The following is a 24241-nucleotide window of genomic DNA, read 5'->3' on the forward strand; positions in this document are numbered from 1 at the left end:
GTAATACATCAATAATTTACACAAAACCTTTACACAAACACTGCGGATAAACCGCCAGGGAATCTTCCGGGGTGCTGCTGTTTTTATTGCCCCTGCTTATGCTGGCTGCGGCAATGACATGCTGAGCACACCCATGCACACAAGCAATTCAATCACTCCATGATGCTGGCGCGTTTTTTCTTATCGCGATGTATGAACATCAGGTTGCGTACGTATACGAAGGTGCCGGGCAACTGGCCAAGGATAATGACCGGCTCCACCCTGTGAATGCCATAAGCCAGCACGACAAGCCCGCCAATCAGGCTTAGATACCAGAAACTCTCGGGGATAACACTTTTCTGATGTTTCTCACTATGGATCCATTGCACAATGAACCGCATCATAAACATGGACTGGCCTAATAAGCCGATGACCAGCCAGATTAAATCCACTGTGTTCATGCCCGTGAAGTATTTGCCCCACTCTGAAGTAAGGTGGCTAAGGTAGTAGCCTAATCCGTGATGCATCGCTATTCCTCGCTTACTATTGGGCGTTTAGCACGGCGCAGCAGCCAGAGCATTCCGACCAGGTCAACAATGCCGACCATCAAACGATCAATCGTTCCGTATTTTGACTGGCCATGTTCCCGTGCCCGATGATGTACGGGTACGGATACCACGCTGCCTCCGCGGCGCTGAACGAGCGCAGGAAGAAACCGGTGCATATGGTCAAAATACGGCAGGTCGAGAAAAGCGTCGCGCCTGATCAGCTTCAGCCCGCAGCCGGTATCCGGGGTTGAGTCATTGAGCAGGCGTGAACGCACACCATTGGCAATGATAGAGGAAACACGTTTAATCCAGCTATCCCGCCTTGCATGGCGACGATTGCCGCCTACAAGGTCAACGCCTTCCTTCAGTGCTGCGATCAGCACTTTAATATCCCCCGGGTCATTCTGGCCATCGCCATCCATAGTGACGACCCAGTCACCTCTTGCCGCTTTCACCCCGGTACGCAGCGCCGTGCTCTGGCCGCAGCTTTTTGCATGGTGAATCACCCTGAGCCTGCTGCTTTGTGATCTGGCTTCAGCCAGACGGCTTGCCGTATCATCCGTACTGCCATCATTCACATATACGATTTCAAAATTCACTGTTGCGGCCAATGCCTGCTCTATTTCCTGAATCAAAGGCACGATGTTTTCCGCTTCGTTATGCACGGGGATCACAACACTAAGTAAATTGATAGGTTCATTCATGTTCTGCACTCATAAAATTATTAAAAACATCTCACTGCCACGCAACGATATAGCTACTTTCATCACGGCATCATACTCTCTGCAATACCGATTCAGTGACAAGCCGAACCGAAGCCGAACACGGCCAACCTGCCGTTTTTCTTAAGGTAGGGCTTGAACTCTTTCACCAGACACTTTGCCTGCGGCTGGATCCTGGCAATATGCGAATCTTCAACCAGCAGCAGTGCATTACTTGCTTTCAGCGATTCAAGCTTTGCATCGTCAACGACTGGGATATTGCGGTTGGCATAATAAATCAGCCTTTCATCCAACTCTGCATAGCCGTAAACCTGGGTATTATCCGCATTCGCGGCGAACCAGTCTTTGATTAATGGCAAAGCTTCATAGCGGTAATGAAACATCCTGGCTTCTGCAACAGCGTAAAAAGCGGCATAACCCGCCGGCAGCAGGATACCGGCAATAAGCAGGCACCGCCGCAGGCGCGGGCCGGCATTAGCAAGCAACTCTCCCAGCCGGCTGCCGAGCAGAACAGCCAACAGGGGATAAACCGGCAGCAGATATTTGGCATGCTTATCGCTGAACGCCGTATAGATCAGGAAAGGCACAATAAACGCAATGCACAGGGAAAGCGTCACCGTGTTTGTTTTCCAGCGACGCCATACGGCAAGCGGCGCAATCAGCAACAGTAAACTCGCAGGGAAGAAATCTCCAACCAGCCATAACAGGTAGTTATAGACAGGCTCTCCCGCCGTGCCGTAAACCTTGTTGACCATATCCTTATGCACGGTCGCACCCCAGATGTCGACCCCCATATGCCAGGTGACCGCCACATACCATGAAGCACCCACCAGCAGGAAAATAAGCCAGCCCAGCGGGTCACGCAGGGCCTGCCACTGGCGCGGCTGGCGCTGGTACAAGGCGTCAATCAGAAGCGGCAGGGTGACGAACAAAAGCGCTATCGGGCCTTTTGCCAGCACAGCGGCACCCAGCAGGAAATAACTCAGCAGCAGCCACTGGCGGCCGGCATTTTCGTGCGTGTATTTCAACGCAGACAACAGCGCGCTGAAACAAAGTGCCGCTAACAGCATTTCGATGCCCGCCCTGCGGCCAAGCATCGCAAATCCTGCATTTGCGATCAGCAGTTGCAGCGTAAACAGGGCTGACCAGGCGCCAAATTGACGCAGCGCATAACGGTAAGCCAGAAGCGCAATCACCGCTGCAGATAATGCTGACGGAATACGCACAGTCCATTCAGTCACCGCACCGGACAGATAAGAGGCTGCGGCGGCAGCCCAATAGATCAAAGGGGGTTTGGTGATATAAAGCTCGCCATTCAGCTTAGGCAACAGCCAATCGCCGTCGGCGATCATATTGGCAGCCGGCACGGCACGGCGGGCTTCGTTAAAGGTCAGCAGGGGCAGATCACCCAAGCCCCAGAAAAAGACCAGTGCCCCGAGCAGCAACGTCAGCGACAGCAGTATGACAAACAAAGGCTCCCGATATACATCGGCATGCTGTGGTTTCATTGATCCAATTCCTTTACGCAACTTGTCCCCAGACCGGTGCAGCTCCTGTCGGTTTCATCGTGTTATCGGGGTTGATTGGAGTGTAATAAACGGAGCGAGAAGGTTCATGCAGGGCGGCAAAGGGAATAACAGGCACCGCAAACAGCAGCGCTGGCATTAACTTTTGCTTATCAAGCATGGCAGAAAACCCGGTCAGTAGATTTTTTATCATTTTTTTGGTAACAAACATGGGTTAGAGTGATATATATGCGGATTATAATAAACCAAATTAAGTGGATTTATAGGGCTCGTTCCATGAAAATCTCAATCGGCAGTTCATGATGAATGAGCATCCACAGCGTGTGATCAGTGCAATTGTCCATGCTGCACGTTACAACTTTATTGCCAAAGCAATAACAAGGCCAACTCTTGGCAATATTACTGCAAAGGGCGACATGCGAAATTTATTCGGGAGTGATTAATTGAAAGTTCTTGTAACCGGGGCAGCAGGTTTTATCGGCATGCATGTTGCCCGCATCCTGCTGGATCGTGGCGACGAAGTCATCGGCATTGATAACCTGAACGACTATTACCTGCCCCAGCTCAAGCAAGACCGCCTTGCACAACTGCGGGACCATGCGCATTTCAGATTTGTTGAAATGGATATCTCGGATACCGACGCCATCAACCAGCTGTTCAAATCCGAAAACTTCCAGCGCGTCATTCACCTGGCAGCCCAGGCTGGCGTACGCTACTCCCTGAGCAATCCATCGGCATACATCCAGTCCAACCTGCTTGGTTTCGGCAACATGCTTGAGGCTTGCCAGAAGAACCGGATCGAACACCTGGTTTATGCAAGCTCGTCCAGTGTTTACGGCAGCAACAGCAATATGCCCTTCTCGGTACATGATAACGTAGACCACCCTTGCAGCCTTTACGCTGCAACCAAGAAGGCCAATGAGCTCATGGCGCATGCCTACAGCCATCTGTATGCACTGCCTACAACCGGATTACGCTACTTTACGGTATATGGCCCGTGGGGGCGGCCGGACATGTCGCCCTGGCTGTTCACATCGGCCATACTGGAAGGCAGGCCGATCAATATCTTCAACCATGGCGACATGCTGCGCGACTTTACCTACATAGATGATATTGCAGCCGGTACCGTAAAGGCGATGGACCGTATCGCGCAACCCAACCCGGGGTTCGACACCGCAAATCCTGACCCAGCCTCCAGCACGGCGCCCTACCGGATATACAACATCGGTAACCAGCAGCCGGTAAAACTGATGACATTTATTGAAATCCTGGAAAAAAACCTAGGCATGCAGGCAATCAAGAATTTCATGCCCATGCAGGCAGGTGACGTACTTGCGACCTGTGCAGATGTAGATGACCTGAAACGGGATGTTGGCTACGAACCCAGCACCAGGCTGGAAGACGGCCTGCGAAACTGGGTTGAATGGTATCGCACGACACATTACTGATTTTTTGGTGATAGCCAGCATCATTGCAAACGCTCATCAACAGCCTGCGCCAGGGCGCTGCCATTGAACCCGCTGCTGATTTATGCGCAAATTTTGTATGAATCCCGGGCTCAGCTGGGTGAAACCATTCAAAATTTGCATGGTGCCATACACGGGATATCCAGCATTCGCATTAGAATCAACCACTTAATAAATGGGAACGTAATTTGCAACCTATTGTTCTGCGAATAACAGAATAGTAAACGTCCCTGAAATGCCATTAAACCCAAGCAGCCTGACTAAAGATTCAGTCCTGAATATTTTTAAAACTTCACAAGTACCTGTCATTTTACTGGTAACGGTATTTATCATGCTGACAGGTAACCACGCCCTGTTCAAAGGCATTTTCAAAATATATCCGCTCACGGTCGCGAACGCCCCTTTCCTCACTTCACTTGCTTTATTCTTCACAGCGCTGACCGCAATGTTCTTTCTGGCGGTCTGCCATGGCAAGGCAACAAGGTGGGTACTGGCTTTGTTCCTGGTGATCGCATCGCAATCAGCATACTATATGGATCACTTTGGCGTGATCATTGACACCGTCATGATCGACAATGTGATGCAGACGAATGCACATGAGTTTGCCGGCCTGATCACGCCGGCCCTGATCATGAACACGATACTCTTTGGGTTGATACCTGCCTCCCTGGTGCTTAAATTCACCCCCCGCATGACAGATGCCAGGCTGGAAACCAAAGCCCGGGTACGTGCACTGGCTTTGTCTTTCATATTGATTATTCTGCTCATCGTGCCTTTTATTGCGGGTTACACTTCTTTCATCCGCGAGCACAAGATCGTAAGGTTTTCGGCAAACCCCACCTATACAAGCTATTCAGCGATCAAGTATGTGACCCAGCAATTCAGCATTTCAAAAAACACGGTACTCCACAAGACTGCTGAAGATGCCGTTCTGTTAGACCCGCCCACCAGCAAGAAAGAACTCATCATCATGGTAGTGGGAGAAACCGCCCGCGCAGACCGCTTCTCCCTGAATGGCTATCACAGGGACACCAACCCGCTGCTCGCCAAGGAAAATATCGTCAACCTGAGCAATGTCACCGCATGCGGCACATCAACAAGCGTTTCGGTTCCATGCATGTTCTCATCATTAGGCCGCAACAAATACGATAAGGAAACGGCGCTTGAACAGGAAAATATCCTGGATGTGCTTGCCAAGAACGGCATTGAAATCTTGTGGCGGGACAACAACTCGGATTCCAAAGGCGTCGCCACCAGAATGGTGTATGAAGATTTTAAAACGCCTACCCACAACCCTGTGTGTGAAGGTGAATGCAGGGATATCGGCATGCTGAGCGGATTGGACAAGTACATCGCATCCCATAAAGATAAGGATATGCTGATTGTGCTGCATCAGATGGGCAACCACGGCCCCGAATATTACAGAAGGTATCCAAAAGAATTTGAACGCTTCAAGCCAGCCTGCCAGACAGGCGAACTGAGGGACTGCACGCAGCAGGAGGTGAATAATGCCTACGACAATGCAATTCTGTATACAGATTATTTCCTGTCGGAAGTCATTCATTTCCTGAAGAAATATGACGATCATTATGAGACTGCCATGCTCTATGTGGCGGACCATGGCGAATCTCTCGGCGAGCACGGTATTTATTTACATGCCGCGCCATATATCATCGCGCCGAAAGAGCAGACGCACGTGCCTGCGATTCTCTGGATGGGTCAGAATTTTGAATATCAGGCAAAAGACCTGACGCCATACAAAGACTACGCATTCAGCCATGATGACGTATTCTGCACGCTGCTCGTGGCTTATGAGATCGAATCCAAGACCTGTGCAGCCAAAAATGGCCTGCTCGCAAGAAACCACAACCTGAAATCTTATGCCGGCAACTTAAACACACCTGTGCCTGTCCCCGCTGTTTCGCTTGCGGACAGGCCTCAGAAACCTATCTGATTCGAACAGTGCTGAACCGGGCTTTGGAACGGCGCTTGTAAAATCAAGCAGTTTTATCGTGCAGATTAAAACCATATCGCTGTCAATCATATGGTTTTGAATGCGCTGGCGCTGAATCAGGTCACCCTGAATTTGAGCATCGTGAAAACTTCCGCCTGCACCAGCCATAAACCGCTTGCCTGCTGCAGCCATTTTGCCGCATACACGCCACCCGCTATGACGGTCTGCTGCCCCGCCGTGTACTTGCCTGCCCAATAGCCATGCTCTTGGGCAGCGCCTGACTGCCCATTCAGGCGAACGGCCTTCGTGTGCCTTCGGTAAACCACAACTGGATCCTGCGCAAAGGTATCGTGCCAGCGCTTGCGCTGCTCCTCAATGCCGTGAGACTGAAGCCCGCGCGCTGTCACTACATGGTAATCCTGCGTAAGAAATGTACAGATTTCATCCGCATTGCGCCGCAATATTGCCTCGTTATATCGCTGGCGTGCAGCCTTGATTGAAGTGATGTACTCAGATGGATGCAATCGACTCATGGTATCGACTCATGGTACAGTTCCCTGGCGGGTCATTTTTCGCATACTGAACCTGCATACGTTACAGGCTGCGCGCATGGTGCGCACAGCCTGCGATGCATTCCAGACAGATGGTTAAATCGTTTTAGAATGTACGTTTGATATAACCGATAAAGCGGTCATTACCGGTTTCCCAGCCTTTGGCATCCACATACCAGCTGTCACTGGCATTGGTCGTGGTGTAGTTGACACCAGCGTTCCAGCCTGTCGTGCCGGCAATCGAGAAGTCTTTGTTGACGCCTACCAGCCAGTCCGTGTAGTTGGCCTGTGAGTAGTTATGTACCGTCTGGCGGCCTACATGCAAAGCCAGGTTCAGGTCCGCGACCGGGAGTTTGTAGTTGAAGTTGAGTTCCGTGTAGCCGGATCCGCGTGTGTCTCCGTTGCCAAGCAGTCTGTCGTTGAGGCCGAAGAAGTTGGTGACGGCATAGGAGTGCTTGAGCGTGAAGTATTTGTAGGTCAGCGCTGCATTCAGTTCGGTGGTGTTAGGTGAGCCGCCTTTGTTGGCTGTGCCGGCACCTGGGTGGTTGCTGTCCGGGTAGAAGAACTGCAGGAAGCCGACGTTGATGCTGAGGTCATCAGTCAATGGACGCAGGTAGCCGCCATAGACGTCGACTTCTACCGTGTTGCCGTAGAGGGCTTCATTATTGACATTAGTACCCCAGACGCCGAGGTAGAAGCCGCTGCTATGTGAGTAGTCAATGCCGCCTTGGACTGCGCCGCGTTCTTTAGTATAGGAAATGCCGCGGAACGTGTAGTCGGTGAAGAAACCGATGTTGGTGGTCAAGGTGTGCGGTGACGCTGGCGCTGCTGCCGGTGCCGCGGCTTCTTCCGCTGCGTTGGCAAGTGGCACGCTCAATACGGATGACAATAAACCGGCCAGTAAAACTGGCTTCATAAAAGTACTCATTAGACCCCCTTAAGTTAATCAAAAATTAATAATATTTACCCAAATTAAACAATAACATAAATCATTCAATTTATTCATAAAATTAAATTAAATTTAACATTGTGAAATAAGTGGTGTGGCAAACCTGCAACAAAGCCTGGGCCGTCACACACGCGACGGCAGGCAGCTAATTTTGCCGCTGGGCTGCCAGGCAATCAGCCTGCGCTGAAAGCGACAAACTCACTGACCTCAAGCCCGAAACCGGCCATGCTTGGCATCTTGCGCGGCTCTGCCATCAGCCGCATTTTCACTACGCCCAGGTCACGGAGTATCTGTGCACCGATGCCGTAATCCTTAAGTGTGTGCTGGTGACTCACAGCCTGGTCTGCCGATTTGATGGCATGCACGACATCTTCGCTTTTTTCTTCGCGCCTCAGCATGACAATGATGCCGGCACCTTCTGCGCTGATCAGCCGCATGGCATGAGACAGGCTCCAGCTATGGCCTTTGCTGCTGGCATCCAGCAGATCGAACACCGATAAAGGTTCATGCACACGTACCAGCAGGCTGTCATGGGCGGAAACATCTCCTTTTACCAGCGCCAGATGCGTTGCACCGGTAGTCGAGTCATGGAATGCGATTAGATTGAATGCGCCATAAGCGGTCTCGATGACGCGTTCCGCAACGCGCTTCACCAGACGTTCAGTCTGATTGCGGTAGTTAATAAGGTCGGCAATCGTGCCTACCTTCAGTTCATGTTCTGCCGCAAATTTCAGCAGGTCCGGCAAGCGTGCCATTTCGCCGTTGTCTTTAAGGATCTCGCAAATCACGGATGTAGGTTCAAGGCCGGCCAGCTTGGCAATGTCACAACCGGCTTCGGTATGCCCGGCCCTGACCATGACCCCGCCATTCTGTGCGATCAGGGGGAATACATGGCCCGGACTGACAATATCCACAGACCTGGCATTGGCACTGACCGCCACCTGGATCGTGTGCGCCCTGTCTGCAGCGGATATACCGGTTGTCACGCCCTCGGCGGCTTCTATCGACACGGTGAAATTAGTCCCCATCTGCGTACCGTTCTTTTGCACCATAGGCTTGAGATTGAGCTGCTTTGCGCGCCCCTCGGTCAGCGTCAGGCAGATCAGGCCGCGGCCATGTTTGGCCATAAAGTTAATGTCGGTCGGCGTAACGAACTGCGCCGCCATGACCAGGTCACCTTCGTTCTCGCGGTCTTCATCGTCAAGCAGCACAACCATGCGGCCCTGCCGCATTTCCTCGATGATTTCGGCAATCGGGCTAATGCTCACAGGGGTCGTTTCAAGCAAGCAAAATGCAACCTTTGCCTGGGGTGCCGTCGCCCGGGGTACTATTGCCTGGGCTGGCTCATTCAACTTGAACTCAACGAGGTTGCTCATGATTTACTCACTGTAGATACATGCGTATGCAGAATGGTTGTGAATGGATTCAAAGTTCTCACATTCGACGATGTAGTTTTTAATGCGTGGTTCACGATTAAAGGCGCCGGCAATATCCCGTACCATATCTTCAACAAATTTCGGGTTATCGTAAGCGCGTTCGGTCACATATTTTTCATCAGGCCGCTTGAGAAGGCCATAAAGCTCTGATGATGCCTGCGCCTCCACCAGCATGATGATGTCTTCTATCCACATCAGCTCCTGCATCGAGACCGTCACCGTCACATGTGAGCGCTGGTTATGTGCGCCGTATGCAGAGATTTTTTTTGAACACGGGCAAAGGCTGGTGACCGGTATCAGTACTTTCACCTTAATGTCATGCCGGCCATGATTGATTTCACAGATAAAACTTACTTCATAATCCAGCAGGCTCTTAACGCCGGAAACGGGTGCGGATTTATTGATGAAATAGGGGAATGTCATCTCTATATGGCCGGATTCCGCCTCAAGCCGGCTAGCCACTTCATTCAGGATCACCTGGATGTTTTCCAATGAGACTTCAATCTCTTTCTCATTCAATATTTCGAGAAAGCGCGACATGTGCGTGCCTTTCAAATGCTGCGGCAGATGCACGTACATATTGAACATGGCTACCGTGTGCTGAACCCCGCCGGTTTTATCCTTTACGGTCACCGGGTGACGTATGGCTTTGATTCCAACGCGGTCAATCGCGATCTGGCGCGTATCGGCCAGGTTTTGTACATCCAGAATTGAGAGATTTACCGGCAAGTTCATATTGTTAGCCCATCTTTAATAATGATTCAGTTTCAAAATCTTAAAATTAATACCGCAGCCGCAATATTGCCGCGTTGAGCGACTATTTCATTGATGAAAGCACGTATCAGCCATGCAGCCTGGCATTGGCTATCCATCGTGCATAAACATTGCTCGCCAGATCATTCAACCTGGCAATGCGATTTTCGATATCTGACAGAATCTGCTGTTTGGACATGACGGATTCAGTCATCGACATTTCATCGAGATCATCCTTGCTGTCTTCACACCACTTCCTGACCAAGGCCTCGGTCATTTCAATATGACATTGAAAGCCTATGTGCAAGCCATTAAACACGAAAGCCTGGTTTGCGCAGTACTTACTGCGCATGGCATGCTGTGCGCCTGCTGGCAGGCTGTAGGTCTGGTAATGCCAGTGGAAAACATCGAATTTCTCCAGGCCGCCGAACCATTCTGAAGCAATCGCGGCATCATCAACCGCCACTTCGCCCCAGCCGACTTCCCAGCAGTCATTGTCGGTCACGTCTGCGCCCAGGGCTTTTGCCAGGAACTGTCCGCCCAGGCAGTGGCCAACCACCGGCACATCGGCAGCAACCGCTGACTGGATAAACTTGATAATCGGTTCACGCCAGCTGAGGTCATCATTCACACTCATCGGGCCGCCCATCATTGCGACTGCGGCAACCTCTGCATTAAACGCAGGCACTGCCTGGCCTTCATCCAGCTTGATCAATTGCCAGGGAATTTCACGCGCATTCAGGAATGTCTGCAGATACCCTGGCTCCTCTGTTCGAGAGAACCTGAAAACTAAAACCGATTGCATGTAGAATCAGCCTTTAGCGAGTGGCTGGTCATTGCGCTTGGATATTTCCAGGCGATATTTGGCCCAGTAGTAAGCGTCGATGACCGAGATTGCATAAATAAAGATGCCGCCCGCCAGCCTGCCTGCCCATGACCGCTCCGGCTCCGCCAGGTTGAAGGTGATCAAGCCAAGGATGATCATGAAACATGCCATCAGGAAGCCTTTTTTAGGCGTGTTATTGACCACTTGCCCCATGCCGGGGAGAAAAATGGCGATCAGCAATACATAGACAGGGCCCAGAGGCCTGTTGTTTTGCGCTGCATGAGTTGCGGTAGTTTTCATCATTGACCTTATTAAATGACAGCATTTTCCAGATTGCGCCTGATTGCGACAGCCTTTTTCAAAAGGCTCTCTACGATGTCTTTGCTTACCGGCGCGTTGTTATATACAGCATTGCGCATGAGCAGATATTCTCCGCGCTCACCCTGTTTTATCATATAAGTTAACCTTGTCATGTCTGGCGTCACCAGCAGCTCTTTCATTTTTGTATCAGAAAACAATTCGGGTACATCATTGTCCAGCAACGCCAGATCCACTGGCTGTTTCAGGTACTTCAATATGGCATGCTGCGGCCATTGCGCAGGGATTTCCATACTGCCATCCCACTGCCAGGAAGGGCTGTAGAACTCGTTGTTTGCTGGTCTTGCAATAAAATCCAGAGTACCGTGACTTGGATGGTTGGCCGCCACCTTGATCAGCAGCCATAACGGCGGAATCTTTCTCCAGCCTAATGTATCTTCAACCACACTGAGCTGCACCTTGAAACCGGCATAATTCCCGTACAGAACCGGCAGGTTAGCCTTATCCCAACTGGATTGCGGCTCTTGCAGCAGTGCATCACACTCATCAAATACGCTACTGCGCGCCTGTTTTTTAGAAGTAACGTCTTGACGATATTTACGGGTCATGATGATGATCATCATGATGAGCAGAACAGATACCGCGATATTCATTTGAACCTCACATATGGCAGCGGCCTGAGGCCGCTGCCAGTTTTGTTTAAAAGCTCAATATTTTAAACCAATGACCGGTTAATACCCTCTGGGGCGTGGCCATGGCATTGTGAACTGGTCTGCACGTTTCACGAATTTGTACCTGCGTACTACGAACCAGATGGATGCCAGGATATAGAACGCCATGATAGATAACAGTGACGCGCCATAACCGAGGAAGGTCGCAAAATAGGTTGCGCAGCACAAGGTCAGCAATGTAATTGCCGGAATCGGGTGGAAAGGATGGATGTAACCTCTATGTATCGTACCCAATGGCCACATTTTTCTGAACTTGATCATATTGAAGGTCATGAATGTATAGCCAAGCAAGCCTGACAGGATAGAGAAGGTAATCACCTGGTCCAGCAAACCTGTGAAAGCAAATGAGATGGCGATTGGCACTAAAAACAGCACAGCGCGATAAGGCGTACGGTATTTCGGATGGATCGCTCCAAAAAACACCGGCATGTAACGATCACGTGCCAATGAAAACCATGCGCGTGATGCATCATTGATACAGCCATTTGCCGAAGCCGTTGCCGCGAAAGCCGTTGCAATAAACAGCATCAACTGCAGCTGTGTACTGCCGAGCAATGTGGCCGCATCATACATCGGGGTTACGGCCTGACCCAGGTATTGCCAGGGCATTAGACCGGTAGCCACGAACCAGGTGATCGTTGCCGCCACCAGCAAGGTCATGATGCCGCCCATGGTACCCAAAGGAATGGAACGTCCGGCAGAGCGCACTTCTTCAGCAGCCTGGCATGTACCCTCGATACCAAGGTAATACCACATGCCGAATTGCAGGGAAGCGATGACGCCGATCCAGCCATAAGGCAAGTCGGTGAGCAGACCGGCGTGCTGCAGCACAGTACCTTCGCTCAAAGGATCCACTGCAAAAAACAGTACGATCAATGACAGGAAAGCAAGGAAAGTAATCACCAGGTTAAGCGTCAGTGTCGCAAATACCCCCCGGTAGTTGAGCCAGGCCAGGAACGCAACCGTCAGCACCACAAAGGGCTTGGTATCCAGGTTGGCATACCCCATGACCTCGGCACCGGATTTCATCAGGTCGCCAACCACCAGTGCATCCGCAGCACATAGCATGGTATACGCCATCACCAGGTACAAGCCGACATTGAAGGCCATGAGAGGGCCAACAATATGCTTGGCCTGCGTGTATTGTCCGCCGGCAGCGGCTACCGTGGAGGTCACTTCAGAGTCGATCATCGCGACACAGGTGTAAAGCAGGCCGATCACCCAGCATGCAATCAGTGAGGCATAAGCGCCGCCCTTGCCCACGGTAAAGTTCCAGCCCATGAACTCGCCTACCAGAACGATACCTACGCCCAACGCCCATATATGAAAGGGGTTGAGCACTTTGAGCATGGCAATTGGCTTATTGCCCGCGCCCGTTATTTTTTCGGTTGCCATTATACGTTCCCCTCTTCGAGATGCGTGCCGTGAACCACATCGTCTTCGGCACCTTCGCGTGAACTCATTAAATACTCTTCGTCATACTGTGAAGAAATCATAAATGCATCTACCACCATCCACACCAGCATCACAGCTGACGCACTCCAGGCGGCATAAACCAGAATATCCCAGAACTCCATAGTTGATCTCCTTTGCTTAAAAGCAATCTTATATTTTATTTATTATCGAATTTTTCTGCGATGACCTCACGGTATTGCTTATCAGACACTTTCAGCATGAAGATGAAATAGCCAGCAACAACGGCAATCGTTATCAGCAGCATTAAAGGGTCTATCGTGTAGTCAAAACGACTGTTGATTAAAGTGGCTGCTTTTTCCGGGTCGTAACCCAGTTTTACCCATTGGGCCTGCTGCACTGCATTTTGCCCTAATGATTCCCAGGTAGCTTTCACGGCGTGGGTTGCAGCTTCAGCCGCAGCTTCAGCCTTAGCCTCAGCCTTGAACAGCAGAGGAATCATCAAACTGGCATACACCAGAACCAACACTAGAATCGTGTCAAAGATCTGACCAAACATGCTCTGTTTAGGTGGGGTATAGTTTCTTTTCATAATGTTGTCCTAGTGTTGTTTTTTGGCAGCCCGGTTAAGATCCAGGTGCTTGATATCCAGGCTGTAGATAAATTCCTTATCTTCTTTAAAGTGCCTGGTCATTGCAAAAACTGAAGCTGAGTTAAACAACAGCAACATAGCACTAGCCACATAAAGCACTAGCCGGATGTTTGGCTCCTGAACGATACTCAGAATTGAGGCCAATACAAAAATCACCACTGCACACAACAATGCAACATCGAACCAAGCCATAAAACAGTCACGCAGGTACATCTCGTTCATTCTTTTATCTATATTATTTCTCATTACGCTGCTCCTATCCCTTGTAAAATGGTAAATCAGTGTATTAGTGAACTAGTCACCAGAATGGAAGACATAAAAAATAGCGGCAAGGAAATGCCGTATAAGCGGTTCTGACAGCCCCTTGTTTTGATAACAAGCAGTTTGGCTGTAAGCATTTTGAAAACTCAGGACTTGCGATCACAGCTTTAAGAAAGCTGCGTGCATATAACTTCTGCAAATAAAAATAGAGGGTATGCGCATTAAGTATGAATGTTCTTCTTACCTTATTCCGGTCGTTGGAAGTGAAACCCGTATTCAAGCAAAATGAACCATTCATTGCGCATACCCTCATAAAACCCAAAAAGATATTTGGGGGGGAAATACTTAAACTAATCTAGAATTTTGTAACTCCTGGAATCCAGCTAGTACCAGCTAATGGCACTTGTGCCATGGCTGAAGCCTCAATCGTCAGCGCTACCAAATCTTCAGGTTCAAGATTATGCAGGTGTGACTTACCGCAAGCACGTGCCACCACTTGGGCTTCCATCGTCATGACTGCAATGTAGTTCGCCAGGCGGTGACCTGCCTTGACTGGATCCACGCGCTTCATCAACTCAGGATCTTGCGTAGTGATACCGGCAGGGTCTTTACCTTCATGCCAGTCGTCGTACGCACCCGCTGTTGAGCCGAGTTTTTGGTACTCTTCTTCAAGATGCGGATCATTGTCACCAAGGGCGATCAACGCTGCTGTACCGATTGCAACCGCATCAGCACCCAATGCAATCGCTTTGGCCACATCGGCACCGTTGCGGATACCGCCGGAAACGATCAGCTGCACGCTGTCTTTACCATTACGGTAAACACCTAAATCCTGTAATGCTTTAACAGCAGGACGGATCGCAGACAGGATAGGCAGGCCCACGTGCTCGATGAACACTTCCTGTGTCGCCGCAGTACCGCCTTGCATACCGTCCAGCACCACTACGTCTGCACCGGCTTTCACTGCAAGCGCTACGTCAAAGTAAGGACGGGTCGCACCGATTTTTACGTAGATCGGTTTTTCCCAGTCAGTGATTTCACGGATTTCCGCGATCTTGATCTCCAGGTCATCAGGACCAGTCCAGTCAGGATGGCGGCAAGATGAACGCTGATCGATACCTTCTGGCAAACAACGCATTTTTGCTACGCGTTTAGTGATTTTCTGGCCCAGCAGCATACCGCCGCCGCCTGGTTTCGCACCTTGACCAACCACCAGCTCAATAGCATCGGCTTTGCGCAGGTCATCAGGGTTCATACCGTAGCGTGATGGCAGGTATTGATACACCAATGTCGTTGAATGACCACGCTCTTCCGGTGTCATACCACCGTCACCTGTCGTGGTGCTGGTGCCGGCTGCTGTCGCGCCGCGGCCTAATGACTCTTTAGCCGGGCCTGATAAGGAACCGAAGCTCATGCCGGCGATCGTCACCGGTGTTTTCAGGTGGATCGGTTTCTTGGCATGGCGTGTACCCAGGATCACATCGGTACCGCATTTTTCACGGTAGCCCTCTAACGGGTAGCGGCTGACTGATGCGCCGAGGAACAGCAGATCATCGAAGTGCGGCAACTTGCGTTTAGAGCCTGCACCGCGGATATCGTAAATACCCGTGGCAGCTGCACGTCTGATTTCTGAATTGGTGTACTCATCAAACGTAGCCGAGTAACGCGGTTTAGTTTGCGGCGTTTTATGTACTGTTTCTTTTGATTTATCGTCACTCATTTTAATAAGCTCCTGCGTTATCGACATGGAAGTGGTAAAGCGTACGTGCAGAACCATACTGTTTAAAGCTATCCGGGTTCACATCCGAGTGACCTGATTTAGCCAATAAGTCTGCCAGGATTTTTCTATCTTCTGGGCTAGTGGTTTTCTCTTCGCAATCCGCACCAAGGCTCTTGACCGTACCGCGAACAAAAATCTTGGCTTCGTAGATTGAGTCACCCAGGCCTTCACCTGCATCACCCAGGATCACCAGGTTGCCGGCTTGCGCCATGAAAGCTGAGAAACTGCCTACAGAGCCGCCTACAACAACGTCAGCGCCTTTCAGGGCGATCGCCGTGCGCAAGCCTGCATCGCCATCAATCACCAGCAGGCCGCCATTCGCGGTCGCTGCGGCTGCATTCGATGCAAAGCCTTTGACATGCACGACACCTGACATCATGTTTTCAGCGACGCCGCTACCGGCGCTGCCTTCGATGGTCACTTTAGCCAGCTGGTTCATACCGGCAGCATAGTAGCCTGCGTGGCCTTTAATCGTGACATGCACATCTGATTTAAGACCTACTGCGATGTTATGCGCGCCGTTAGGGTTCTCAATCACGACTGATTTACCGTCAAGCAGGCTTGCATCACCATGCAGGAACTGATTCACTTCGCGCAATGGCTTAGCATCTAAGTCAAATTTTAAAGTTTCCATACATACATCTCCTTAGGTGAAGGTTCGAATACCTTAGCGTTTTTAATATCTGGCAAGTGTGCCAATGAACGGAACTCTGAAGCGATAGCCACATAGTCATCATGTTCAGCGATAATTGCCGGTTTGCAACCGAATGGGTCGCGCACCAGAGCCAACTGGTTGCTGGTACCCATCAACAAGGTATAAAAGCCATCCAGTTCTTCGAAGCCGTGGTTCAGAGCTGTTTCCAGGTCATCACCTTCACGCATGCGCCATTGCAGGAAACGGCATGCTGCTTCAGTGTCGTTGTCAGTTTCAAACTCGATGCCTTCATACTGCAATTTACGACGCAGGCTGTTAGCGTTTGAAAGTGAGCCGTTATGTACCAGGCACCAGTCTTCGCCCGCTGTGAAAGGGTGCGCGTGAGCTGGCGTAATCGCTGACTCTGTTGCCATACGTGTATGGCCGACAAGGTGCGTACCTTTAAAGTTTTTAAAGTCGTAGCGCTCAGCAACCTGGGCTGGCGTACCAACGTCTTTATAGATATCCATCAACTGGCCTACTGACAGCAGGTGCAATTGTGGGTAATGTTCTTTCAACCAGATCTTGACTGTTTCCGGTTCCAGAGTCGTTGTTAAAACAGCGTGGTTAACTTTTGGCTCTACCTTGGCTTTAATGCTCAGGTGTTTTTCGAAATCATGACCCAGCTTAGTCCAGTTGAAATCAGCAGTACCTGAGTACAGGCTGAATTTTCTTTCATTCGCTGCAACCGATGGGCCAAACATCGCTAAACCTGCAGAGTCTGGTCCGCGCTCTGTCATGCCAATTAACATTGGCAGCATAAGCTCACCGATTGAGTCACGCATTTTTGGATTTCTAACCAATAATCCTACAATTCCACACATACTTTTCTCCTTACAAATAAAGTTAAACCAATCAATATAGTCAAACCCTGCTCTTCAATTAAATTAGAAGAAATCTACGTACCTGTTGATTTCCCAATCTGAAACATGACGTTGATACTCCATTGATTCTGCACGCTTGATCTTGATGAACTCTTCTGACAAAGAGTCACCCAGTGCATCTCTAATCACCTTATCGCTTTCAAGCTCGTTAATCGCTTCATTCAAGCTTTGCGGCAATATGCCGATGCCTTGTTCACGCATCTGCGTCGGTGTTAAATCGTATAAGTTGTTGGCATGGCCGCCACCTGGATGCAATTCACGCTTAACGCCATCAAGGCCGGCTGCAATCACTGCCGCAGTCGCCAGGTATGGGTTGCAGCTACCATCCGGCAGGCGCAGCTCAAGGCGGCCATATGGAATACGTACCATTGTTGAACGGTTGTTATTGCCATATGAGATATAAGCCGGTGCCCATGTTGAACCTGTCAGTGACTGGCTGACCACCAGGCGCTTATAGGAGTTAACGGTTGGGCAGGCCAGTGCCGTAATGGCAGGCGCATGTGTAAGAACACCGCCCATGAAGTGGTACGCCAGTTTTGACAAACCGTGGCCGGTTGGGTCGGAGTCATCATGGAACAGGCTCTTCTTGCCATCACCGATCGACATGTGCATATGCATGCCATTGCCTGGGCGGTTGCCGAAAGGTTTAGGCATGAATGAACAGATCATGCCCAGCTCATTGGCAATATGGCTGGCTGCCATCTTGAACATGAGATAATCATCTGCACTTTTCATGCAGTCAGCATAGGTGTAGTTGATCTCAAACTGACCGTTTGCATCTTCATGGTCGATCTGATAGATATCCAGGCCTGCTGCAATCAAGGTCTCTGTCAGGCGCTCCAGGAAGGCAGACTGCTTGGTCAAAGAATCCAGCCTTCTTTCGCCAGACGGTCTGTCTGCGCTTTAAGTACCACGCGTGAATCGTGACAGTAAGGCTTGCCCTCCACATGACCATCACAGATGATACGGGCATAACCAGGCTGCCATGGCATCAGCGTCAGGGTTGATAAATCACCTACTGCCATGTAATCCGGGCCATTAGGCGCAATGCCCATACCCCAGATCGCGCCGCCGGCAAAACCAGCGCCGTCTTTCAGAATGGAACCTATATGTTCAGCCGGTACCGACTTAACTTTAGCAACGCCATGAATATCAACAAACTGCGCCAATATATATTTGACATTGTTATCTTTTAAAAACTTCTTTGCTTCATCTAACGTTTTCATCTACTTCTCCCTGAAATGCAAGTATTCACATTTATGAAAAATATTTCTGAATCTCTAATAAGCCATATCCACTATTTACCGGCCTTGATTTTATAAGCACCAAGTATTCATTTTTGATATCTAGCAGACACCACTAAGTCTGATAACAAGCAAGTCCAACTGCCCCGCCACCTAATTCAACTGCAATCTCTAACATGACCTCCCACAGGTATGCCCCATAAGTTCCGTCACACCAAACCCTGTAAACCTGCTCGCCATTGATAGTCTGGCGAAGCACTGTAGCCGATATCCCTGCAAGCTGCGTCATGATCACTTCATCAGCGGACAGTGATTTCTCACGCAGATCCAATGAACATAATTCAGATAACAGATTGAGCACTTCACTTCCGCTCAGAATGAAAGCGGCATCTGCACGCGGCACCTTGTAAACATTAGGCACACGTGTCGTTTCTGCCGCCAGCTTTGCACAAGCGGCACCACCAAACTGATCCTCTACCAGGAACTCGCTGCCACCCAATCTCATCACCAGAGTGTTTTGATCACTCACAGCCCATGAGTTTGGGTTAGCAGGAATCGCGATTCCCCGTTCAGCCAGCCATTGCGATGCTTTCGCACCCTTTACCCCGTAACGTGACAGGCAGCTCACATCTGTCACGCCCAGTACTTTTTTCCTTGCCCGCTCGACTTCAGCACTCGCAAACTCCACTGCGGTGTTAACGCCATTCACTACATTCCATTTCGCGTTGCTTTTAAGTTGCGCATGCGCTACCGGGGAAGTCTGTAATATAGTTTTCATGCTCGATGCTTGCATCTCAAGATCCTTTTTTACTCTGGATATTATTCTGAAGAAACGGTGCCTCAACTACGGTAGCCTTGACCAGGGTGCCGCTATCCGTGCGGATTTCAAATGTTGATCCTGCTGATGTCCTGTCAGGCGACACATATGCAAACCCGATGCAGCGATCTATATATTTGCTGTAGGAAATACTGGTGACACGACCCAGGATGTCACGGCCATTCACGACCAGGTTACAGTCCATCGGCATTTCACCTTGATAGTTTTCGGCTAAAGCGAATGGCACCAGTTTTTTCCTTAATGGCCGTTTGGTGAGAATTTCCAGACTGCGTTGACCGATGAAATAAGGCTTGCTCATCTCTATCGCCCATTCCGCGCCAATCTCAAACGGATTCGTCAGGCCATCGGTATCAACACCAGGCATCGGGTGCCCCATTTCCAGACGCAATAAACGCTGCGTATCGCTGCCGAATGGACGCAGGCCATGATTCTGCCCGGCAGCCAGCAAGGCATTCCACACCTGTGGCACGTGCGCCATCGGCACATGCATTTCGTAACCAAGGTCTGAGACGAACGCAACACGGATCAGCCTTGCTTCAACGCCGGCGACCTGGCTCTCACGCACGCTGCTGATCGGGAACGCTTCATAAGAAAGATCAAGATCGGTCAGTGAAGACAGGATTTCGCGGGCGGCCGGGCCGGCAATATTGATGGCGCCATAGGCACCGGTCACATTGACCAGGCCGATATCCAGCTGCCACATCTGCTGTGAACGCTGCATTTCGCGATATACCGCTGCTGCATTTGAAGTACCGATAGACACATAGAACAGGTCATCCGCAAGGCGGCTGGCAATCCCGTCATCTGCCACCACACCGGCATCATCCAGCAGCATGACGTAACGACAACGGCCCACTTTCTGCGTTTTATAGCTGCCGGTAAAGAAACGCTCCAGGAACTCAGCTGCATCAGGACCATGCACTTCTATCTTGCCAAAGGAGCTGCCATCAATGATACCGGCTGCTTTACGCACCGCCATGGCTTCTACCTGGATCGCGTCCTCTTTGCTTTGGCCTTTTGCAGGGTAGTAAGCAGCACGCTTCCAGGCGCCAATATCTGTAAACACCGCGCCATTAGCCTGATGCCAGTCATGCAGTGAAGTCAGGCGATGTGAATGGAAACCGCGTCCACCCAGGTGGCCGATAGGTGTCGGGTGGTAAAAGGGCCTGGAGGTGGTGGTACCGATCTTCTCCACAGGCAGATCACGGATTCTGGCCAGGATGCGGATCGCATTCATATTGGAATGCTTGCCTTGGCTAGGACCCATGCCCACTGTAGTGAAACGCTTCATCAACTCGATATTGTCAAAGCCTTCTTTAGCGGCATTCACAAAATCCTTGATCTGGATATCTTCGTCGAAATCTACAAAGTTCTTGCCTTTTTCATGCGGCACCATCGGGTAAGGATGGCTTGGGCTAGCTGAATCAGCCAGGGCTGCATGTTTTTCAACTTTGACCGGTGCGGCTTCCAGACCCAGATAGCGCAAGGCTTCGCTGGCAGCACGTGCCCCATCCTTGATACGCTGTGCAAGATCAAACACACCGTTGACTTTACCTGCCGCAAAAATGCCATCCGGCAAGCGGTTGGGTACGAACTGCTGTATATCGTAGTCAAACTGCATGGCAGTGCCTGATTGATACAGCAAGGCTGCAGCCGGAGCCCAACCTGCACTCATGGCGATACCATCACACTCGACCGTAGCCTTGTTATTGGTTAATGCAACATTCGCAACATCGTCGTATTCACACAATACGGCACCGCGCACACCTGTTTTGCCTGATGCTGCCAGCGCCTCATAGACACAGTAGCCGGCATAGATCTTGATGCCGCGTTTTGACACAGCAATCGCTGCCGCACTGGTGTTGGCACCCTTGCGTAAATCAACGACTGCCACCACTTTAGTACCGGCTTCCAGCAAGTCCAGCGCAACGCGATAGCCGTAATCATTGGCTGTCACTACGAGGCCGTTATTGAACGGTTTAACACCATAACGGTAAATCAAGCGCTGTGCTGCCGAACCCAGCATCACTCCGGGCAAGTCGTTGTAGCGGAATACCGGTGGCTGCTCAAATGCCCCGCTGGCCACAATCACTGTTTTAGCGCGCACTTTATTGATGCCGCTTTCAGACACGATGGGAATCAGGTGGTCAGGGTAATAACCTGCTGCATAAGTCCCTGTGAGCAGCTTGATGTTGGGTTGGTCAACCACTTTACCGAGCAGCTCAGCCAGCTGTTTGCTGCCTGCTGAATCACCGCCGCGGTCATAAGTCAGGCTACCGCCTGCCTGGCGATTTTCGTCTACGATCGTGACTTCAAGGCCTGCCTGTGCTGCTTCATATGCAGCAGCCAGGCCAGCCGGGCCAGCACCGATAACCAGCAAGTCGCAATGTGAATGCTGCTTGCGTTTGAGTATGCGTGGGTAATTAAAGTTAACCACGCCCAGGCCAGCCGCATTACGTATTACTTTTTCCCAGAATGGGAAGAAGCGGCGTGGCGTATGAAACGCTTTATAGTAAAAACCGACCGGCAGCAGCGGCGAAATGGAATCAATATAGCTGCTCTTGTCTTTTTTAACACCACCCGTGGTGTTCACGGCAGTCAGTACCATGCCGTCTTTGACTTCAACCACATCTGCACGGATGTTAGTATCCATGCCATCCGTCACGAGTACGTTCACATCATGATTCGCCAGGCTCAGCACGCCGCGTGGACGATGATATTTGAAGCTACGACCCAATACTTTCTGGCCATTTGCCCATAATGCGCTGCTGATGGTATCACCTTCAAATGCCGTAAAAACCTCGCCCTCAAACGTGAAGCTGATTTTCTTGTTACGGTTAATCCATTCACCAGTCTGCTTAGATGCACGTAAAGTCATTTACCATTCTCCTGAGCTAGGCTTGAATTATTGTTATTTGCACCCAACAGATAAGTGCGAGTCACTTTATCTGTGAGCGTATTGCGTTCCGCAATAAACCAGGTACCGCTAGGTGAGTGATACCACCATTCTTTTTTATCACCAGGCGCACCGCTGCGGTTATGAACATAAGATGCCCACTCTGCATCAGTACAGGTTTTTTGATCCGGGCCTTCACGATACTCACCGCCGAATATGAATTCGTTCAGTGGCCGTGTGCCGTTCATTGGACAAGTGAGAAGTTTCATTGCATATTCCTCTGATTATTAAGCGCGCGTTAATGACCGGTTAATGGCCTACTGACGCAGCTCCTTTTTCACCTGTCAGTTCGTAATCTTCAAAACGTGACAAGCGGAATGAGTGAATTAAATCCGGCGCACTATCATTGGCAATGGTCTGCGCCATGGTCTTGCCGCTGATAGGCGTAGCCTTGAAGCCCCATGTGCCCCAGCCTGCATCGATATAGAATCCTTCAATCGGCGTTTTACCCATGATCGGCGCAAAGTCCGGTGTCATATCGGCCATACCTGCCCACTGACGCACGACTTTAACGTTAGACAGGAACGGGAACATATCCAGCATGTGTGAGGTCAGCCCTTCTACAAAATCAAGGGTAGACCTGGTTGAATGCACTTCATAAGGATCCAGTGACGACCCCATGACCAGCTCGCCGCGAGATGACTGACTCACGTAAACATGCAGGCTGCCTGATACCAGGATCGTGTCCAGCCAGGGTTTCATTGGCTCAGTCACACAGGCTTGCAATGGATGGATCACGATAGGCGTTTGCAGATCGACCATTTCTGTGATGCGCGGTGTAAAGCCGGCAACGGCACACAGCACTTGCTTGGTTTCGATATAGCCCTTATTGGTTTTTACACCGCAGACTTTGCCGTTTTTAACATCAATCGCCAGCACTTCCGTGTTCTGGTGAATTTCTGCGCCCAGACGGTCTGCACCGCGGGCATAACCCCATGCAACACCGTCATGGCGTGCAACTGAGCCTGGCGCATGGTACAAGGCGCCCAGGATCGGCGCCTGGCCGCTACAGCTCATATCCAGCTGCGGGCAAGCCTTGGCAATTTCATCAGGTCCCACCACACGGCTTTCAACACCTACGTGCTTATTGACTTCAGCACGCCAGCGCATGGTACGCATTGCAGATTCGGTATGGGCAAGTGTGAAATGTCCGCGGGTTGAGTAGAACAGATTCAGATCCAGCTCTTCTGATAAGCCTTCATAAATCTTGACGCTGGCATCATAAAAATTGACGCCCTCGGGCGTCAAATAGTTGGAACGGACAATAGTGGTGTTGCGGCCGGTGTTGCCGCCGCCGATATAGCCTTTTTCAAGCACAGCAACATTGGTGATGCCGTGATCTTTAGCCAGGTAATAAGCAGCTGCCAGACCATGGCCGCCGCCGCCGATGATTACCACATCGTATGACTTTTTCGGCGCCTCATGTGTCTTAAAAAAGCGTGGCGCCGGGTGATCTTTCGATAGTGCAAATTTAAGTAGTCTTAATGGCATTTATAAACTCCAAGAACCCTGTTTTCTGGTTACTGATTCTTTAAATAAGAAGATCAGCAATCGTGCGTTTAATTTTTAATTCTCAACTTCAGCATAAACCTGTTACTTAACTTTTTTAACCACTGTGAAACATTTGATGGTATTAAGCCACCGTAATTAATCGCTGTCAATAGGTAAATGAAACTTTTTTAATTATTATGAAACTTGTGCTAAAGTGAGCAAAAATCAATTCTAAGTATTAACGACATAAGCTGCTTGGAAACAAAGAC

25 protein-coding genes and 1 pseudogene are annotated in these 24241 nt (G+C 50.3%); 3 read left to right on the plus strand and 23 right to left on the minus strand.

Going from position 1 to position 24241, the window contains the following annotated elements:
• Positions 1–152: 152 nt before the first annotated feature.
• From GQ51_RS07395 to GQ51_RS07410, 4 genes are all read right to left on the minus strand, one after another.
• Positions 153–506 (minus strand): lipid-A-disaccharide synthase N-terminal domain-containing protein, encoded by a 354-nt coding sequence (locus GQ51_RS07395; RefSeq protein ID WP_081987117.1) that lies wholly within the window; start codon positions 504–506, stop codon positions 153–155.
• A 2-nt stretch (positions 507–508) separates the two neighbouring features.
• Positions 509–1231, minus strand: coding sequence for a glycosyltransferase family 2 protein (locus GQ51_RS07400; RefSeq protein ID WP_047551720.1), 723 nt, complete (start codon positions 1229–1231; stop codon positions 509–511).
• A 92-nt stretch (positions 1232–1323) separates the two neighbouring features.
• Positions 1324–2757 (minus strand): ArnT family glycosyltransferase, encoded by a 1434-nt coding sequence (locus tag GQ51_RS07405; RefSeq protein ID WP_052177751.1) that lies wholly within the window; start codon positions 2755–2757, stop codon positions 1324–1326.
• A gap of 13 nt (positions 2758–2770) precedes the next feature.
• Complete coding sequence (locus tag GQ51_RS07410; protein WP_047551724.1) at positions 2771–2986, minus strand: hypothetical protein; 216 nt, start codon at positions 2984–2986, stop codon at positions 2771–2773.
• Positions 2987–3077: 91 nt separating this feature from the next.
• Here GQ51_RS07410 and GQ51_RS12565 point away from each other — a divergent pair, with 91 nt between their 5' ends.
• From GQ51_RS12565 to GQ51_RS07420, 3 genes are all read left to right on the plus strand, one after another.
• Positions 3078–3218, plus strand: coding sequence for a hypothetical protein (locus GQ51_RS12565; protein ID WP_235276185.1), 141 nt, complete (start codon positions 3078–3080; stop codon positions 3216–3218).
• Positions 3219–4223 (plus strand): NAD-dependent epimerase, encoded by a 1005-nt coding sequence (locus GQ51_RS07415; protein ID WP_047551728.1) that lies wholly within the window; start codon positions 3219–3221, stop codon positions 4221–4223.
• Between the two features lie 253 nt (positions 4224–4476).
• Positions 4477–6195 (plus strand): phosphoethanolamine transferase, encoded by a 1719-nt coding sequence (locus tag GQ51_RS07420; protein ID WP_052177752.1) that lies wholly within the window; start codon positions 4477–4479, stop codon positions 6193–6195.
• 116 nt (positions 6196–6311) lie between these two features.
• Here the strand turns inward: GQ51_RS07420 and GQ51_RS07425 are convergent, their stop codons facing one another.
• The 19 genes and pseudogenes from GQ51_RS07425 to GQ51_RS07515 form a co-directional block, all read right to left on the minus strand.
• Complete coding sequence (locus GQ51_RS07425) at positions 6312–6728, minus strand: YybH family protein (RefSeq protein ID WP_081987118.1); 417 nt, start codon at positions 6726–6728, stop codon at positions 6312–6314.
• Between the two features lie 124 nt (positions 6729–6852).
• On the minus strand, positions 6853–7662 hold the full coding sequence (locus GQ51_RS07430) for a TorF family putative porin (protein WP_047551734.1): 810 nt from the start codon (positions 7660–7662) through the stop codon (positions 6853–6855).
• Positions 7663–7868: 206 nt separating this feature from the next.
• Positions 7869–8927, minus strand: a complete 1059-nt coding sequence (gene ribBA / locus GQ51_RS07435) for a bifunctional 3,4-dihydroxy-2-butanone-4-phosphate synthase/GTP cyclohydrolase II (protein ID WP_052177866.1) — start codon at positions 8925–8927, stop codon at positions 7869–7871.
• Between the two features lie 147 nt (positions 8928–9074).
• Positions 9075–9866 (minus strand): GTP cyclohydrolase FolE2, encoded by a 792-nt coding sequence (folE2, locus tag GQ51_RS07440; protein ID WP_047551736.1) that lies wholly within the window; start codon positions 9864–9866, stop codon positions 9075–9077.
• Positions 9867–9972: 106 nt separating this feature from the next.
• A complete protein-coding gene (locus tag GQ51_RS07445; protein ID WP_047551739.1) occupies positions 9973–10689 on the minus strand; it encodes a type 1 glutamine amidotransferase in 717 nt (238 codons plus the stop codon).
• Between the two features lie 6 nt (positions 10690–10695).
• Positions 10696–11010, minus strand: a complete 315-nt coding sequence (locus GQ51_RS07450) for a hypothetical protein (protein WP_200884406.1) — start codon at positions 11008–11010, stop codon at positions 10696–10698.
• 11 nt (positions 11011–11021) lie between these two features.
• Positions 11022–11681 carry a hypothetical protein gene (locus GQ51_RS12050; protein WP_052177754.1) on the minus strand — a complete coding sequence of 220 codons (660 nt, stop codon included), beginning with the start codon at positions 11679–11681 and terminating at the stop codon, positions 11022–11024.
• Positions 11682–11759: 78 nt separating this feature from the next.
• Positions 11760–13154, minus strand: a complete 1395-nt coding sequence (locus GQ51_RS07460) for an APC family permease (RefSeq protein WP_047551745.1) — start codon at positions 13152–13154, stop codon at positions 11760–11762.
• Positions 13154–13336, minus strand: coding sequence for a hypothetical protein (locus tag GQ51_RS07465; RefSeq protein ID WP_047551748.1), 183 nt, complete (start codon positions 13334–13336; stop codon positions 13154–13156). Before GQ51_RS07465 ends, GQ51_RS07460 begins: the two co-directional genes overlap by 1 nt.
• Positions 13337–13371: 35 nt before the next feature.
• Positions 13372–13764, minus strand: coding sequence for a hypothetical protein (locus tag GQ51_RS07470; protein WP_047551751.1), 393 nt, complete (start codon positions 13762–13764; stop codon positions 13372–13374).
• A 9-nt stretch (positions 13765–13773) separates the two neighbouring features.
• Complete coding sequence (locus GQ51_RS07475; RefSeq protein WP_047551754.1) at positions 13774–14070, minus strand: hypothetical protein; 297 nt, start codon at positions 14068–14070, stop codon at positions 13774–13776.
• Between the two features lie 370 nt (positions 14071–14440).
• On the minus strand, positions 14441–15805 hold the full coding sequence (locus GQ51_RS07480) for an FMN-binding glutamate synthase family protein (RefSeq protein WP_047551757.1): 1365 nt from the start codon (positions 15803–15805) through the stop codon (positions 14441–14443).
• A gap of 1 nt (position 15806) precedes the next feature.
• Positions 15807–16499 (minus strand): protein glxC, encoded by a 693-nt coding sequence (locus tag GQ51_RS07485; RefSeq protein WP_047551761.1) that lies wholly within the window; start codon positions 16497–16499, stop codon positions 15807–15809.
• The gene (locus GQ51_RS07490) at positions 16487–17383 is read right to left on the minus strand and encodes a class II glutamine amidotransferase (RefSeq protein ID WP_047551764.1); all 897 of its coding nucleotides are present in this window, start codon (positions 17381–17383) and stop codon (positions 16487–16489) included. The genes GQ51_RS07485 and GQ51_RS07490 overlap by 13 nt, the downstream gene beginning before the upstream one ends.
• 63 nt (positions 17384–17446) lie before the next feature.
• Positions 17447–18669, minus strand: a pseudogene (locus GQ51_RS07495) (type III glutamate--ammonia ligase).
• A gap of 133 nt (positions 18670–18802) precedes the next feature.
• Complete coding sequence (locus tag GQ51_RS07500; RefSeq protein WP_047554024.1) at positions 18803–19465, minus strand: hypothetical protein; 663 nt, start codon at positions 19463–19465, stop codon at positions 18803–18805.
• Between the two features lie 16 nt (positions 19466–19481).
• The gene (locus tag GQ51_RS07505) at positions 19482–22403 is read right to left on the minus strand and encodes an FAD-dependent oxidoreductase (RefSeq protein WP_047551767.1); all 2922 of its coding nucleotides are present in this window, start codon (positions 22401–22403) and stop codon (positions 19482–19484) included.
• Positions 22400–22690, minus strand: a complete 291-nt coding sequence (locus GQ51_RS07510) for a sarcosine oxidase subunit delta (protein ID WP_052177756.1) — start codon at positions 22688–22690, stop codon at positions 22400–22402. Before GQ51_RS07510 ends, GQ51_RS07505 begins: the two co-directional genes overlap by 4 nt.
• 40 nt (positions 22691–22730) lie before the next feature.
• Positions 22731–23972: an FAD-dependent oxidoreductase gene (locus tag GQ51_RS07515; protein WP_047551769.1), complete on the minus strand. Its 1242-nt coding sequence runs from the start codon at positions 23970–23972 to the stop codon at positions 22731–22733.
• Positions 23973–24241: the final 269 nt, after the last annotated feature.

It is taken from the genome of Methylotenera sp. G11 (genome assembly GCF_000799735.1).
In the GTDB taxonomy this organism is placed as follows: Bacteria; Pseudomonadota; Gammaproteobacteria; order Burkholderiales; family Methylophilaceae; genus Methylotenera.